This window comes from Microbacterium sp. 69-10 (genome assembly GCF_001897945.1).
GTDB lineage: Bacteria > Actinomycetota > Actinomycetes > Actinomycetales > Microbacteriaceae > Microbacterium.
In genome coordinates this window covers 256,864-271,981 of record NZ_MKRT01000028.1, presented here as the reverse complement: position 1 = coordinate 271,981, position 15,118 = coordinate 256,864, and the positions used below count along the sequence as shown (strand labels likewise).

General features: G+C 70.1%; 14 protein-coding genes, 2 tRNA genes and 1 pseudogene. 7 read left to right on the top strand and 10 right to left on the bottom strand.

The annotated features are described in order from the left end of the window. Window positions 1-153 precede the first annotated feature (153 nt). On the bottom strand, window positions 154-648 hold the full coding sequence (locus BGN97_RS15910) for an Lrp/AsnC family transcriptional regulator (protein WP_292703578.1): 495 nt from the start codon (window positions 646-648) through the stop codon (window positions 154-156). Window positions 649-761: 113 nt separating this feature from the next. Here BGN97_RS15910 and BGN97_RS15905 point away from each other — a divergent pair, with 113 nt between their 5' ends. Next, window positions 762-1,952: a PLP-dependent aspartate aminotransferase family protein gene (locus tag BGN97_RS15905; protein WP_292703576.1), complete on the top strand. Its 1,191-nt coding sequence runs from the start codon at window positions 762-764 to the stop codon at window positions 1,950-1,952. Between the two features lie 85 nt (window positions 1,953-2,037). After that, complete coding sequence (locus BGN97_RS15900; protein WP_292703575.1) at window positions 2,038-2,325, top strand: DUF4190 domain-containing protein; 288 nt, start codon at window positions 2,038-2,040, stop codon at window positions 2,323-2,325. Window positions 2,326-2,331: 6 nt separating this feature from the next. On the opposite strand, the gene BGN97_RS15895 is transcribed toward BGN97_RS15900, so the two are convergent. Next, window positions 2,332-3,492, bottom strand: a complete 1,161-nt coding sequence (locus BGN97_RS15895) for an MFS transporter (RefSeq protein ID WP_292703572.1) — start codon at window positions 3,490-3,492, stop codon at window positions 2,332-2,334. A gap of 32 nt (window positions 3,493-3,524) precedes the next feature. Continuing rightward, complete coding sequence (locus tag BGN97_RS15890; RefSeq protein ID WP_292703568.1) at window positions 3,525-4,052, bottom strand: helix-turn-helix domain-containing protein; 528 nt, start codon at window positions 4,050-4,052, stop codon at window positions 3,525-3,527. Between the two features lie 94 nt (window positions 4,053-4,146). Between BGN97_RS15890 and pepN the strand changes: the two genes are divergently transcribed. After that, a complete protein-coding gene (pepN, locus tag BGN97_RS15885) occupies window positions 4,147-6,654 on the top strand; it encodes an aminopeptidase N (protein WP_292703565.1) in 2,508 nt (835 codons plus the stop codon). 49 nt (window positions 6,655-6,703) lie between these two features. On the opposite strand, the gene BGN97_RS15880 is transcribed toward pepN, so the two are convergent. Continuing rightward, on the bottom strand, window positions 6,704-7,342 hold the full coding sequence (locus tag BGN97_RS15880) for an MBL fold metallo-hydrolase (protein ID WP_292703562.1): 639 nt from the start codon (window positions 7,340-7,342) through the stop codon (window positions 6,704-6,706). A 149-nt stretch (window positions 7,343-7,491) separates the two neighbouring features. On the opposite strand from BGN97_RS15880, the gene BGN97_RS15875 reads away from it, so the two are divergent. The 3 genes from BGN97_RS15875 (at window position 7,492) to BGN97_RS15865 (ending at window position 8,858) form a co-directional block, all read left to right on the top strand. Continuing rightward, window positions 7,492-7,564 (top strand) — tRNA-Glu (locus tag BGN97_RS15875). A gap of 120 nt (window positions 7,565-7,684) precedes the next feature. Continuing rightward, window positions 7,685-8,710, top strand: a complete 1,026-nt coding sequence (locus BGN97_RS15870; protein ID WP_292703559.1) for an LLM class flavin-dependent oxidoreductase — start codon at window positions 7,685-7,687, stop codon at window positions 8,708-8,710. A gap of 75 nt (window positions 8,711-8,785) precedes the next feature. Beyond that, window positions 8,786-8,858: transfer RNA gene (locus BGN97_RS15865), tRNA-Glu, on the top strand. 57 nt (window positions 8,859-8,915) lie between these two features. Here BGN97_RS15865 and BGN97_RS15860 read toward each other — a convergent pair. From BGN97_RS15860 to BGN97_RS15835, 6 genes are all read right to left on the bottom strand, one after another. After that, a complete protein-coding gene (locus tag BGN97_RS15860; protein ID WP_292703558.1) occupies window positions 8,916-9,653 on the bottom strand; it encodes a phosphatase PAP2 family protein in 738 nt (245 codons plus the stop codon). Window positions 9,654-9,751: 98 nt separating this feature from the next. Next, window positions 9,752-11,098: an acyltransferase gene (locus BGN97_RS15855; RefSeq protein WP_292703555.1), complete on the bottom strand. Its 1,347-nt coding sequence runs from the start codon at window positions 11,096-11,098 to the stop codon at window positions 9,752-9,754. A 10-nt stretch (window positions 11,099-11,108) separates the two neighbouring features. Then, a complete protein-coding gene (locus BGN97_RS15850) occupies window positions 11,109-12,356 on the bottom strand; it encodes an MFS transporter (RefSeq protein ID WP_292703552.1) in 1,248 nt (415 codons plus the stop codon). Window position 12,357: 1 nt separating this feature from the next. Then, a complete protein-coding gene (locus BGN97_RS15845; RefSeq protein ID WP_292703549.1) occupies window positions 12,358-12,894 on the bottom strand; it encodes a helix-turn-helix domain-containing protein in 537 nt (178 codons plus the stop codon). 59 nt (window positions 12,895-12,953) lie between these two features. After that, window positions 12,954-14,054, bottom strand: a complete 1,101-nt coding sequence (locus BGN97_RS15840; RefSeq protein ID WP_292703546.1) for a DUF4349 domain-containing protein — start codon at window positions 14,052-14,054, stop codon at window positions 12,954-12,956. Continuing rightward, window positions 14,051-14,608, bottom strand: coding sequence for an RNA polymerase sigma factor (locus tag BGN97_RS15835; RefSeq protein ID WP_292703542.1), 558 nt, complete (start codon window positions 14,606-14,608; stop codon window positions 14,051-14,053). The genes BGN97_RS15840 and BGN97_RS15835 overlap by 4 nt, the downstream gene beginning before the upstream one ends. A gap of 231 nt (window positions 14,609-14,839) precedes the next feature. Between BGN97_RS15835 and BGN97_RS15830 the strand changes: the two are divergent. After that, a pseudogene (locus BGN97_RS15830) lies at window positions 14,840-15,118 on the top strand (TerC family protein); the annotation flags it as partial.

Below are 15,118 nucleotides of genomic sequence, written 5' to 3'. Positions count from 1 at the left end.
CAGTACCCGTACCAGGCCTGTGAGGACATCGGATCGGCGACGACCAGCTGCGCGTCCGCGTCGGTGAGGGCTATCCCGAGCCCGGCGCGCCGGCGGGAGTCCAGCAGAGCGGAGCGGAACTGGTCGATGGACAGAGTCATGAAGGTGATGATGTCATGACGCGGCGAGTGCGGTCAGCACCCCTGCGCCCCGGCGGCGCTCGAACACGAGCTGCGTCTCGGTGGCGCGCACGACGTCGTGCACCGTGATGTGCTCCAGGACGATGTCGCGCAGCGCTGCGGCATCCGCCACCGCGACGTGCACCAGGAAGTCGTCCGCGCCCGCGATGTGGAACACCTGCAGCACACCAGGGGTGGCCACCAGCGCATCGAACAGGGCGTCCACACCGCTCTTGCTGTGATTGGCCAGCCTCACGCGGATCATCGCCTGCACCGTCGCCCCCAGCGCCGCGGGGTCGATCACCAGCTCGAGCCCCGCGATCACGCCGCGGGCGCGCAGCGAGCGCACGCGGAAGGCGCAGGTGGACGCGGGGATGCCGAGCATCGCGGCGAGCTGCTTCACCGGAGCGTCCGGCTGGGCGGACAGGGCTGACAGGATGCGGAGGTCCAGTGCGTCGACTGTGGACGCCGATCCATGCGAGTTGGCCAACGGATCCTCCTGTGGAACGACTCGGCTTGCTCTACGAGCAAGGTTATCGCTGTAGTGAGGTCGCTGCGACAAGCATGCTGGACTCTGATCACTCACCGACGCATCCTGTTGGCATGTCCGATCTGCCGCTGCATCCTGAGACCGTCGCCGTCCACGCCGGGCGCTCCGATTTCGCCGCGATGGGTGTGCACGCCGCACCCATCGACCTGTCATCGACCAATCCGCTGCCCGACATCCTGCACGGCGGCGACTCCTACGAGTCGATGGCGAACGGCGGGCACCCGCTGCCGGACGGCGGCAACGTGTACGCGCGACTCTGGAACCCGACGGTCGCGCGCTTCGAGGAGGCGCTCGCGGAGCTCGAGCACGCCGAGGCCGCGGTGGCGTTCAGCTCGGGGATGGCCGCCACGACGGCGGCGATCCTCTCGCACACGACCGCGGCCGGCAAGCACCACATCGTCGCCGTTCGTCCGCTGTACGGCGGGACGGACCACCTGCTGGACTCGGGGCTCCTCGGCGCCGAGGTCACCTTCTGCCACGAGACCGAGGTCGCGGCCAGCATCCGGCCCGACACCGGGCTGATCGTGCTGGAGACGCCCGCAAACCCGACCCTGGATCTCGTCGACATCGCGGCTGTCGTCGCGCAGGCGCAGGGTGTGCCGGTGATGGTCGACAACACCTTCGCCACACCGCTGCTGCAGAACCCGCTCGACCTGGGAGCTGCCATGTCGCTGCACAGCGCGACGAAGTACATCGGCGGTCACGGCGACGTGATCGCCGGCGTGATCGCGTGCGCGGAGGAGACCGCGCAGGCGCTGCGCCGCGTGCGCGCCATCACGGGTGCGCTCCTGCACCCGCTCGGCGCGTACCTGCTGCACAGAGGGCTCGCGACCCTGCCGGTGCGGATGCAGGCGCAGCAGGCGAGCGCGCAGGCGCTGGCCGAGCGGCTTCAGGGCGACCCGGCGGTGGCCGAGGTCTTCTACCCGGGGCTCGGTGACGAGCGCGGCATCGTCGGACGCCAGATGAGCGGCGGCGGAGCCATGATCGCCATTCGGCTGGCCGGCGGCTACGCGGCGGCCGAGGCTCTCACCGGCGCCGTCCGCCTGTTCACCCACGCGGTCTCGCTCGGGGGAGTGGACTCCCTGTTGCAGCATCCGGCTGCCCTGACCCATCGTCCCGTCGCACCCGAGGCCCGTCCCGGAGCCGACATCGTGCGGCTGTCGATCGGCCTCGAGAACGTCGAGGACCTCGCGGCCGACCTCGAGCAGGCGCTCGTGAAGGCGCAGGCCGTCGCGACGGTCTGACGACCCGCGATCCTGTCGCAGGACTGCGACAGGATCGCGACGGGGCCGCGACCACAGGCGCGGGCGCGGCGTCTATCTTCGAAGCATGAGCCACAGCCCCGCACCCCAGTACGCACCCGTCTACGTCGCGGCTCAGCCGAGGACGAACGGTCTGGCGATCGCATCGTTCATCCTGGGACTGTGCGGCTTCGCGCTGATCCCCGTGGTCATGGGCCACATCGCCCTGTCGCAGATCAGGACTCGAGGAGAGAGCGGTTCCGCGTTCGCGATCGTCGGCCTGATCCTCGGGTACATCGGCTGCGTCGGCTACCTGCTGCTCGCGATCTTCCTCCTGGGCGGTGCGGTGTTCCTCACGACGGGCTCCTTCGGCTGATCCGCGTCAGGCCGCGATCGGCGTGATCGCGCGCGGAGGTCCGAACCTCGCGGTCGCCAGCAGGAGTCCCGACAGCAGGATCACGCCCGCGGCCACGGCGAAGAAGACCGGCAGCCCCGCGAGGTCCGCCACGACGCCGACGCCGGCGTAGGCGAGCGGACTGAGCCCGAGGGTGAGCAGGGTGAGCACTGCAGTTACCCGGCCGAGCATCGCCACCGGCGCGGAGCGCTGCACCTGGCCCTGGCAGATCACCTGCGTCACGCCGCTCGCGACGCCCAGCCCGGTACTGCGCAGCACGGCAGGGACGGCATCTGCAGCCATCCCGAACAGGAGCAGGAGCATCGCTGTCGCCGCCACCGAGCCGAGCACGGTCAGGCGGCCGCCCACCGCGGGCAGGGTCGACATCAGCAGGCTGACGGCGAGTCCGCCCAGGCTGAAGGCGGTCAGCATGGCGCCTGCCAGTCCGGGATGCCAGCCGCGCTCCTGCGCGAGCAGCACCATGGCCACGCCGACGGGCCCGGAGAACGGCAGCTCGGACAGGGCTGTGCCGATCACCAGGGGTGCGATCCGCAGCCGCCGGACAGTCTGCCAGCCCGATCCCGAGGCCAGGGGCTGCGGCGCGTCGTCGGTCGTCGACGCGGTGCGCGGTCGGATGCCGCGCAGCAGCAGCACGGACCCGAGGAAGAGAACGGCGAGCACCGCGAACGCGGCGGTGCCGCCCGCAGCCAGCAGCACAGCACCGAGCAGCGGACCCACGGCGTTGCCGATGCGCAGTCCGCTGAGCCGCCACGCCTGGAGACGCGTGAGGTCCTCGGCCGCCACGAGCCGGGCGGGCATCGCGCCGACGGCCGGGATGAAACAGGCATCCACGATCCCGAAGATCACGGCGACGGCCAGCAGCCACCAGGGGAGCACGCCGAGCAGGGCGGTGAGGGCGCTCGCGGCGATGAGGGTCACCGAGCGGGCGGTGTCCGTCCAGATCGCGATGCGGCGCGGGTCGATGCGGTCGGCGAGCAGGCCTCCCACCAGCAGGAGCAGCAGGCGCGGAACCGAGCCGGCGGCCAGGATCAGTCCCGACCAGCCGGCGCCGCCGGCTTCCGCTGCCGCCCAGGTGAGCACCAGGTAGTACGCGACGTCGCCGAGGATCGCGAGCGTGTACGCGAGCACCCATCGAGTTGCGTCTCCTCGGATGCCCATCATCAGGGCCTGCCGTAGATCTGCAGGCGGATCTGCGTGGTCGGGTCTCCCTCTGCGGCCCGATGACGGTCGATCACCGCCATGAGCTCCGCGCGAAGCGCCCTGCGCCCGGGCCCGTCGAGCGGGATCCGCAGATCGATGAAGGCCGACTCCGCCAGCCATGCGGCATCGGCACGCGGCACGTCGGCTGCGACGCGGTACAGCTCTTCGGCGTTCATCAGCACGGTCGACTGCACGTACTGCCTGGTCATCGCGTCGTCCTCGTGCTCGGCGGCGTCGAACTGCAGCGTACCCGCGGCCGCACGCCACCAGCGCTCCCGCTGCGTGCCCATGCCGGGTTCCTCGGTCACGAGACCGCCGGCTTCCAGACGGCGCAGGTGATAGCTCGCAGCGCCGGAGTCGAGCTCGAACTCCCGGCCGAGGATGCGCGACGTCGCCGGTCCCTGCTCGCGCAGGCGACGGAGGAAGGCCAGGCGCATGGGATGGGAGAGCACGCGCAGCTGCGCGGTGCTGAGCTCGTCGCGTTCCATGCCCGCCAGGCTAATGTTGCGAAGAACTCTTCGCAACATTGGTTCGCGACGGATCCGGGGGAGATGGGGTCGGCCGACGTGACACGATGGAGCAATGAGTTCTGCCAACGTGACCGCCAACCTCAGCCGTGACGAGACCGCGGAGCGTGCGGCGCACATCACCGTCCACAGCATCCGCGTCGAACTCGACCTGAGCGGCGCACCCGAGCGGGCCCGCACCGGATTCCCGACCGTCACCACGCTGAGCTTCGACGCCACCGCGACGGAGACGTGGATCGACTTCATCGGCGAGAGCGTCTCCCGCGTGGTGGTGAACGGCGAGGAGCAGGATGTCCGCTGGGACGGCGCCCGCATCTCGATCGAGGGCCTGGCGGCGCAGAACGAGGTCCGCGTCGAGGCGGTGGCGGCGTACAGCCGCTCCGGCGAGGGGATGCACCGGTTCCACGATCCCGTCGACGGCGAGACCTACCTGTACACCCAGTACGAGCCGGCCGACGCGCGACGCGTCATGGCGTGCTTCGAGCAGCCCGACATGAAGGCCGCCTACACGTTCGACGTGTCGGCGCCCGCCGGCTGGCACGTGCTCTCGAACCAGTCGGCCGCGCGCGTGCACGAGGGCATCGGGGTGCAGCGCATCGAGTTCGCGCCGACGCTGCCGATCTCCAGCTACATCACTGCGGTCGCCGCAGGTCCCTACGCGCGCATCGACGGCGAGTGGTCGCGCGACGGCCAGCACATCGACCTGGGCGTGCTGTGCCGCGCGTCGCTGGCCGAGCACCTCGAGGCCGACGAGATCCTCGAGGTCACACGACAGGGCCTGGACCTCTTCAGCGATGCGTTCGCCTACCCCTACCCCTGGCGAAAGTACGACCAGATCTTCGTGCCGGAGTACAACCTCGGCGCCATGGAGAACCCGGGCCTGGTCACCTTCACCGAGGCGTACATCAACCGCGGGGCGGCGACCGACGCGCAGCGCGGCGGCCGTGCCAACACGATCCTGCACGAGATGGCGCACATGTGGTTCGGCGACCTGGTCACCATGCGGTGGTGGGACGACCTGTGGCTCAAGGAGTCGTTCGCGGACTACATGGGATCGCACGCCTCCGCCGCGGCGACGCGCTTCACGGACGCGTGGGCGCGCTTCGCGAACAGCCGCAAGGCCTGGGCGTACCGACAGGACCAGCTGCCCACCACGCATCCGATCGTGGCCGACATCCCCGACCTGGAGGCGGCCAAGCTGAACTTCGACGGCATCACCTACGCCAAGGGTGCGGCGGTGCTCAAGCAGCTCGTCGCGTTCGTGGGCGAGGACGCGTTCTTCGAGGGCGCCCGCCGCTACTTCGCCGCGCATGCGTTCGGGAACACCACGCTCGACGACCTGCTCGACAAGCTCGGCGAGGTGTCCGGGCAGGACCTGCGCGCCTGGTCGCGCGCCTGGCTCGAGACCAGCGGGGTCTCGGCTCTCCGTTTGGAGACGGATGCCGACGGCCGGCGCTTCCTCGTGCAGGACGGAGGCGCGGCGGGGCCGCGTCCGCACCGTCTGCGCATCGGCCTGTACGACCTGGACGGCGGCCGCCTCGCCCTGCGCGAGCGCATCGAGCTCGGCATCGATGAGGAGCGCACCGAGGTCGAGATCCCGGACGCCGACCTGACCCTGCTCAACGACGACGACCTGACCTATGCGAAGGCGCGGCTGGATGAGCGGTCGCTGACGGCCGTGGAGGAGTCGCTGTCGACGCTGGAGGACGACCTGGTGCGCGGCCTCGTGTGGTCGTCGCTGTGGAACGCCACCCGCGACGGCGAGCTCGCGGCGATCCGTTACCTCGAGATCGTCCGCCGCCACGCGCCCGCCGAGTCCAACGTCGCCCTGCTGACCACCGTGCTGGTGAACGCGGCGTTCGCCGTGCGCCACTACGTCGCCGACGATGCCCGCGACGAGCAGGGCCGCGCGTGGGTGGATGCGGCGTGGTCCGCGCTGCAGTCGGCGGATGCCGGCAGTGACGCGCAGCTGGCCTGGGCACGCGCGTTCGCGGCGGCATCCGGCTTCGACGCGCACCATGCGGATGCCGTGCGCGGCATCCTGAACGGCGGCGCGCCGCGCGGACTTCCTGTGGACGCGGACCTGCGCTGGCTGATGCTGACGGCCCTCGCCACCACGGGCGACGCGACCGTCGAGGAGATCATCGCCGAGCGCGCCGCGGACGACACCGCCACCGGCCGCACCGCGGAGATCCGCGCGCTGGCGTCCCGCCCGGATGCGGCGACGCGCGCGGCGGCGTGGGACTCCGCGTGGAACGACCTCACCCTCAGCAACGATCACCTGGACGCGACGATCGGCGGCTTCCGGGCGGGCGGGCGCCGGGATCTGATCGCCGCCTTCGACGGCGAGTACTTCGACCGGATCCGCGAGGTCTGGGGCACCCGCTCGATCGAGCTCGCACAGCGCCTGGTCGTGGGGCTGTTCCCCGCGACGGCCGACACGGACCTCGTGGACGCGTGGCTGGAGGCGAACTCCGACGCACCAGGTGCGCTGCGGCGCCTCGTGATCGAGTCGCGCGACGACCTCGCGCGGGAGATCCGGGTGCGGGCGGCGCAGGCCTGACTCTCAGGTCGCGCCTCGCTGGGTCGCTCAGCCTCTCGAGGTGTCGCTGTCAGAGGTCCAGTGCGTCCCCGGGCTGGAGGTCGACGAATGCGCCTCCGCCCTGCTCGGCGGCCCATTGCAGCCGCTGCTGATGCATGGTGCGCCCGATCGTGGAGAGGGTCATGTCGTGCGTGCCGAACGCCCGCTTCGGAGCGACCGCGAGCACGAAGTCGATGGCCTCGCCGATCTTCAGCCACGGCGCGCCGAGCGGCGCCGCGAGCGTGTCCACCTCGACGCCCTCGGGCACGGCGTACGAGTCCCCGGGGTAGTAGAGCTGCTCGTTGACGAGGACGCCGACGTTGTCGACGTGCGGCAGGGATGAGTGGATCACGGCGTGATCGCCGCCGAAGAAGCGCAGGGTGAACTCGCCGACGGTGACCGTGTCGCCGGGCCGGACGATGTTGATGTCGTAGTCGCCCGCCGCCGCGGCGACGCCCGCGGGGGCGTAGATCGGCGTGCCGGGGGCATCGCGCAGCATCCGGTCGAGGTGCCCGGGTGTCCAGTGGTCCGGATGCTCGTGGGTGAGGACGATCGCCACGAGATCGTGCAGGTCGTCCAGGGGAGTGGTGAACGAGCCCGGGTCGATCACGAGCGTCTGGCCGAGGTGGTCGAGACGGAGGGCCGCATGTTCGAACTTGGTGACGCGCATGTCGCCGAGTCAACTCCGTCGCCGGTGCGAGGGCAAGCCGGATGCCGCGACACGCCCGTCGGACCGAGAAGAGACGCCCTGATTTGGATTCGCAGGATGCGCCGTGGCAGACTTGCACGGTTGCCAAAACGGCCCGCAAGGGCCAGAACGGCCCCATCGTATAGCGGCCTAGTACGCCGCCCTCTCACGGCGGTAACGCGGGTTCGAATCCCGCTGGGGTCACAGCGACACGAAGGCCCTCCGAGCGATCGGAGGGCCTTCGGCATTTCCGAGCGGATTCGGGCTCCTGCGGCAGAATCCATGCATCGGAATGAAATTCCCTGGGAAGCGGTTGTCGTGAGCATGACGGACATCGAATTCGGGCTCGACACCTTCGGCGGCGTGACCCATGACGCAGAGGGCAACCCCGTCCCGCACCCGCAGGTGGTGCGCGACCTCATCGAGGAAGCCGTGCTGGCCGACGGACTGGGTCTGGACTTCTTCGGACTGGGGGAGCACCACAGACCGGACTTCGCCGTGTCCAGCCCCGAGGTGGTGCTGTCGGCGATCGCCGCACGCACGGAGCGCATCCGACTCGGCTCCGCTGTCACGGTGCTGAGCTCCGATGACCCGGTGCGCGTGTTCGAGCGCTTCTCGACTCTCGACGCGGTCTCGAACGGCCGAGCGGAGATCGTCGCAGGACGCGGCTCCTTCATCGAGTCGTTCCCGCTCTTCGGATTCGACTTGCGACAGTACGAGGAGCTCTTCGAGGAGCGCCTGGATCTGCTCTCGCAGCTGCTGAAGGAGGAGCCCGTCACCTGGCAGGGGAACACGCGTGCCGCCCTCGAGAACCAGCGGGTCTTCCCGACCACCGCGAACGGGCTGCGCACCTGGGTGGGCGTGGGTGGCAGCCCCGACTCCGTCGTGCGCACCGCGCGCTACAACTTCGGCCTGTTCCTCGCGATCATCGGCGGGCCCGCCGCACGCTTCGCGCCGTACATCGATCTGTTCGAGCGCGCGCAGGACCAGTTCGGCGTCGAGCGCAAGCCGGTCGCGGTGCACTCGCCCGGCCTCGTCGCCGAGTCCGACGAGAAGGCGCGCGCGCTGACCTATGACGGCTGGCTGGCCATGCGCACGCGCATGGGCAAGGAGCGCGGATGGGCGCCGCCGGCGGTCGGCGACTTCGAGCGCGAGATCGAGAGCGGTGCGCTGTACATCGGCTCGCCCGAAACCGTCGCCCGCAAGATCGTCGCGACGCTCAACACGCTGCGCGTGAACCGGTTCGACTTCAAGTACGACCAGAGCATGATCACGCACCAGACCATGCTGGACTCGATCGGCCTGTACGGCGAGAAGGTCGTCCCGATGGTCAAGGACATGCTCGGCTGAGGGCCGTCTGCGGAGGTCGCGCCTCGATTTGGCGGGGCCTCCGCGGTCATGGCATACTTGAACGGTTGCAGTGACGGCCCCATCGTATAGCGGCCTAGTACGCCGCCCTCTCACGGCGGTAACGCGGGTTCGAATCCCGCTGGGGTCACTCACCAGAAGGCCCTCCGGATTCCCGGAGGGCCTTCTTCCTTTCGGTGCGCTCGGTTCAGATCGCCGCTGCGGCGTCACCCGTTCGAGAGCGCCTTCTCGTGAACGACTCCATCGCGGCGAACGCCAGGATGACGCCGCAGACCGCGCACACCGCACCCGCGACGACATCAGAGGGATAGTGCACCACCGCGTACACGCGGGCGAGCGCCGTGACCGCCACCAGTGCGACTCCACCGGCGAGCACCCACCCGCACGCGGGTGTGCGCCACATCAGCAGGACCAGCACGGTCGCCAGTGCCGTGACGAACGCGACATGTCCGCTCGGGTAGGAAGCGTCGGTCTCCGGGGCGACGACGCGATGAACGGCATCCGTCCATTCCGGCCGCGGCCGCGCGACGATCAGCTTCAGCGCGCCCGTCACCAGCCAGCCGCAGGCGACGGTCGCGCCGGCAGCCAGACCGGCGACGAGGCGCCCTGACCACAGGGCCACGACGACGGCCAGCAGCACCCCGATCACCACCGCGGATGCCGGCTGAAAGGCGACCGAGACCGCCTGCGAGATCGCATCGAGCACGGGGGAGTGCAGACGGTTGAGCAGCAGGTCCGCGCTGATCTCCGTACGGAAGCCGCGCAGGGCCAGCCCGGCGACCAGCATCGCGACGAGGCCCACCGCGGCGGTCGACGCGGCGATGCGCAGCGACTGCGGGGATCCGGGCCATCCGGACCATCCGGACAGCGGTCGCGCGCTCGTCTGCGCTGGTCCGGTATGCGGATGCACTGTGGAATTCACCATGGGGTCCTCTCCGGTGCTCAACCAAGAACCCCGTTGCATCCCACGTTAGAAACGGGATGCCGCAGGACTGTGAGACGACGCTGAGAGCCGCTTATGGGTCAGCCGGGGCGCCCTGCGGAGCCCACGGCGGGCGCGGCCCCGCGCCGGGCGAATCCGCCGGTCAGCCACAGCGCGAGCGCCGTGCACACCGCTCCGAGCAGCGCGAGCGGGAAATCGAGCCCGTAGGCTGTGATCGCCAGCGGAGCGACGACGAACAGTGCGACGCCCAGCGGGGTGGCCGCACCCGAGCGCACGGGCGTCAGCGGCGGCACCTTCTCGAACCGCGCCAGCGGCAGGGAGAGAAGCCACACGGCCGCCAGCACCAGCAGCAGGAACGGCACTCGCGTCCACCACCACACCGGCCCGCCGGGGTGCGGCAGCGGCACAGGCAGCAGCAGCTCGATGCCGATCAGCACCATCACCATCGGCAGATGCCACAGGTACACGGTCATCAGCCGCGAGCCGATGAGGAGCATGGCCGCCTGCACGGCGCGCACACGCGTCAGGGCGGTCAGCGGCCGGTGCAGCAGCGTGAGTCCGGCCGCCTGCACGATGGCCATCAGCGCCATCGGCACGGTGGGCGGCCACTGGTTCGCGAGCATGTTCCACGAGTATCCGATCACCGGCACGAGCCCGACGGCCACGGCTGTGCCGGCCGCCATCAGCGCCAGCAGCTGCCACGCGCGCAACCGGCGGAACCATCCGTCGAACAGGAAGAAGCCGACCTGCTGGCAGAAGAGCCAGACGAACAGCACGTTGGGAATGCCGAACAGCTCCTCGCCGACCCCGTAGCGATCCGGCGCGAGCGAATGGACGCCGAACACGTCGCGCACCAGCAGGAATCGCACCAGGTCGACCGCCAGCGCGCAGCCGAGCAGCACCGCGAGCACCCGCCGGCCGTACCGGGCGTGCAGCGCCATCATCCGCGGCGCGAGCGCCTGCGCGAGCATGTAGGCCGCGAGGAACCACAGCGGCGAGCCGACGCCGATCGCGACCGTGTCGACGAGCGAGGGGTCGATGCCCAGCATCCGGGTGGCGCCGAGCGCGACGGAGAAGAACACGAACAGCGGCAGCGCGGGCCGGGCGAGCCGCGCCAGTCGCACCCGGACGAACTCGCTCTCGCTCTGGCCGCGCTTCTGCGCGGATCTCCAGCCGGCGGCTGCCGCGAACCCGCCGACCACGAAGAACAGCGGCATGATGTCGGCGATCCATGAGGCCACGTCGAACCAGGTCTGCGCCTCGACCGTCCGCTCGATCAGGATCGAGCCGTCGGGATTGCGTCCCACCCCGCTGAACAGGATGTGCGCGAACACCACCAGGACGACGCATGCGACCCGGACCAGGTCGAGGGTGAGGTCCCGCCCCTCCGGGAGGGTACGGGTCGGCGTCTGGGCGGCGCTGCTCATGCCGATGAGTCTAGGAGGTGGGTGCATCCCGCAAGGAGATCGCCCGGATGCCCGGATTGCGCAGCGTCATGATCATCAGCATCGCCATGGCGCCCCCGTACACCGCGAACGGCACCCAGAGCGGCAGGACGCTCGCGATCAGGCCGAACATCGCCATGGCGACGGGCATCAGGCAGTCATCGCCGAGCCGAAGGATCGATCCCAGCCGGCCGAGATAGTCGGGGGCAGCGGTCGCGGCGAACGTCGACCCCAGCAGAGCCGAGGCGAAGCCCGCGGTGAACCCGATCGCCAGACTCCCCGCGCCGACGACGATCGGCGATCCGATGCCGAGAGCGACGATCCCCGTGCCCTGCACCATCAGGGCGGCGAATCCGCCGATCGCTTCGCGACGAGGTCGCCGTCGCACGACGACGAGCGCGCCGATCATGGCCCCACCGCCGACCAGGGCCTCGAACACGCCCACCGCTCCGGCACCCCACCCGTGAGCCGTCGCCTGCAGCGGGAGGCCGATCGAGATCGCCGGCCCCACGGCCAGGTTCAGGCCCGACAGGGCGATGACGAGCGTGCGGGTGGCGCGTTCCCGGCCCAGATAGCGGAACCCGTCGGCCACACCGCGCAGCACGCTCTGCTCGGCCGATGCGCGGGGCAGCGCGAAGCGCGGACGCAGCCACAGCACGATGAACACGATCACCACCACGTAGGTCAGCGTGTTCAGGCCGGCGCTGCCCGACAGGCCGAACGCGGCCACCAGGAAGCCGCCCATCGCCGAGCCGGCCATCGTCCCGAGCCGGGACAGTGTCTGGCTGAGCGCCGAATAGGCGGGGAGATCGGCGGTCGAGACGAGCTGTCGCGGCATGGTCCCCGCGGCCGGCTCGAAGAACGCGTCGCACAGGCCGAACGCGATGCTCGCGACCAGCAGCACCGCGACGGTGGGCTGCGCGGCCAGGCACCAGACGGCGACCGCGACGAGCACGACCACGCGCAGCGCGTTGAACAGCACCATCAGCCGCCGGGCGTCCTTGCGGTCGGCGTAGGCCCCGCCCACCAGCAGCACGATCGCCCGCGGCACCGTGCCTGCGGCGACCACGAGGCCCGCGACGGCGGGGGAGGCGATCTGCACCGCGGTCCACGCGAACGCGATGGTGAAGATGGCGTCCCCGGCATCCGACAGCGCCTTGATGACCAGCCATGCCTGCACCAGGCGATCGCGGCGGAACGCGGGCGGCGTGCGCAGCAGGGTGGGCTCGGTGGCGGTCATCTCACACCTCCGTCGGAAAGCCGTGGGCGAAGAAGAACACCGGCATCCGGTCCTGGCCGTCCTCGCGATCGATCCCGCGGCGCCACTCGTCGACCATCGCGTTCAACCGCGTCTGCAGGTCGCTGAGCTCCTCCTGGGTCGCCCAGGCCAGCGAGTCCGTGCTGAAGCCGGTCGCCTCGCTCTGCGGAGAGACCCGGTACCAGCGCTGCAGCAGGTCGAGCTGGTGACGCACGTTCGCGCGCTGCGCCTCACGGGCCAGAAGCGCGTCGGCCGGCGACTCGTAGTCGTTCGACGACCACGTGAACGACCTCCTGGCGAGCCGCCACCAGCTCGCCCGTCCGTCGCCGTCCGGTGCGTCGACGCGCTCGACGACGCCCGCCTTCTCCAGCATCCGCAGATGGTGGCTGACGCTGCCCACCTGCGCGTCGAGGACCCGTGCGAAGGTCCCGACCTGGGTCTCGCCGTGCAGTTGCAGATGATCGATCATGCGACGCCGCAGCGGATGCGCGATCGCGGTGATGACGGAGATGTGTTCCACGCCCGCAACGCTAAGCGGGCTTCCGCATTCTCACAAGACTTCTTGTATACCCCGGAAAATCAAGGAACTCGCGTCTTGCGCATCCTGCGGCGGATGAGCCAGACCACCAGCAGCACCACGCCGGCGACGGCGAGCCAGGGGAGCAGGAACCCGAACGCGATGACCACGCCGTTCAGCGCCGCGATCAGCCCGTTCCACCCGGCGAGCAGTCCGTCGCCGAAGCCGGCCGGATCGGCCTGCGTCGCCTTCGTGCGCTTGGTCAGCTGCACCTGCAGGCTGGACATCGACACCTGATCGTCGAGCGACTTCAGCTGCTGCTGGTAGCTCTCCAGCTGCGCCTGCCGCTCGCTGAGCGCGGTCTCCGCGGCGATCAGATCGGCCACGGAACCCGACTTCGACATCAGCTCGGTGAGGCGCTGCACCGACGCCTTCGACGCCTCGACGCGAGCGCGCAGATCGACCGCCGTCGAGGTGACGTCCTCCCGCGAGATCGACGAACCGAGCACCTGCCCCCGATCCCCGACAGCATCCATCACCGCTGTGAGGTCGTCGGCGGGCACGCGGATGCTGACCCACCCGTCCCCGCTCGGCAGCGACGGCTCGGTGGGCGCGCCCTGCGCGGTGTCCGGCGCGGTCCCGGATCGTGCACCCGGCTCGAGCCCGATGTCGCTGGACTCCACGTAGCCGCCGTGCTTCTCGGCGAGAGCGGTCAGCGCATCGGCCGCCTTCGCGATGTCGGCGACGCGCAGCGTGACCCGAGCGGTGGTGATGATGTCGCGGCCCGCGGCGGGGGAATCCGTGCTCGCGCCGGGGGCGCTCCCGCCGGACGCGCTCTTCACCGCGTCGCCCTGCGCGGACTCCGGCATCCCCACCGCGGGCAGGGGGCCCGCGTCGTAGGCGGCGGTGTCGCCGCCGGCTCCCGTCGGGCCGTGGGACATCGCCGACAGCAGCGGCGGCGAGATCAGGATGCCGGCCGCGAACGCGGCGGCCACGCCCAGGCCGAGCGCCCAGCGTCGTCGCCTGCGGCGCGCTGTGCTCTGCTGCTGCGCCGGACGCAGCAGCGGCCGCTCATCGGCGATGTCGTCGAAGACCGCTTCCTCGATCCGTGCGATGGTCTCGTCACTCAGCGGCGGCAGCTCCACGCCGTCGTTCTCGCTCATGCGTCCCTCATCTCCTGAGCAGCGCCCCGCAGGCGCGTGCGAACCCGGGACAGACGGTTGCGGACGACCGCATGACTCACGCCGAGCTCCTCCGCGGCGACCTGGTAGGCGTAGCCCTCCACCGCGCACAACAGGAAGATGCGGCGGTCGGTTTCGTCGAGACGGCCGACCTCCTCGGCGATGCGCTCGGCCAGAGCGGCGGAGATCACCTGATCCTCGACGCTGACCGTGTCGGGGATCGTCTCCTCCAGGGCATCCGCGGCGTTGGCCCGGTCGCGGCGCAGGATCCGCAGCCGGTTCGCCGCCTGGAAGCGGCAGATGGTCGCGAGCCAGGGCAGCAGCGAATCCCCGGCCAGTTCTAGCCCGGGCAGCTTGCGCCAGGCGACCACGAAGGTCTCCTGCGCCACGTCCTCGGCATCCTGCGCCGAGCCGAGGATGCCGTGCGCGATCCAGTAGACCGGCCGCACATGGGCGCGATAGATCTCGCGGAAGGCATCCTGATCCCCGGATGCCGCCCGTGCGGCCCACTCGCGATCCTCTGTGCTGGTCGGCATGACCGTCCCGTCCGTGTCTGTTGATCAGGAAGTGTCGCGTCCGGCCTCATCGTCTCAGATTCCTCGACACCGCGGATTGTTCGGTAGCATGGGATCTGCGAGAGGGAGTATCCCGACATCGCGCAGATCGTCATCACGAGCACCGTCATCGCTGCTCCGGTCGCGCGGCGCACCACCGGTGCGGGGAGAGACTTTCGGACTTCCGCCAACCCTCCGAAAGGTCCTCCGCCCTTGGATATCCCTGTCTGGTTCGAGATCACCTCGCTGGTCGTGCTGACCGCCATCCTCATCGGCGATCTGCTGCTCATCCTGAAGCGCCCGCACATTCCCAGCACCAAGGAATCGGCCCTGTGGGTCGTGTTCTACGTGACGCTCGCGCTGATCTTCGCCGGTGTGCTGTTCCTCATCGGCGATGCCAAGACATCGCTCGACTTCCTCACCGGATGGGCGATGGAGTACAGCCTCTCCATCGACAACCTGTTCGTGTTCATCCTGATCATGACCCAGTTC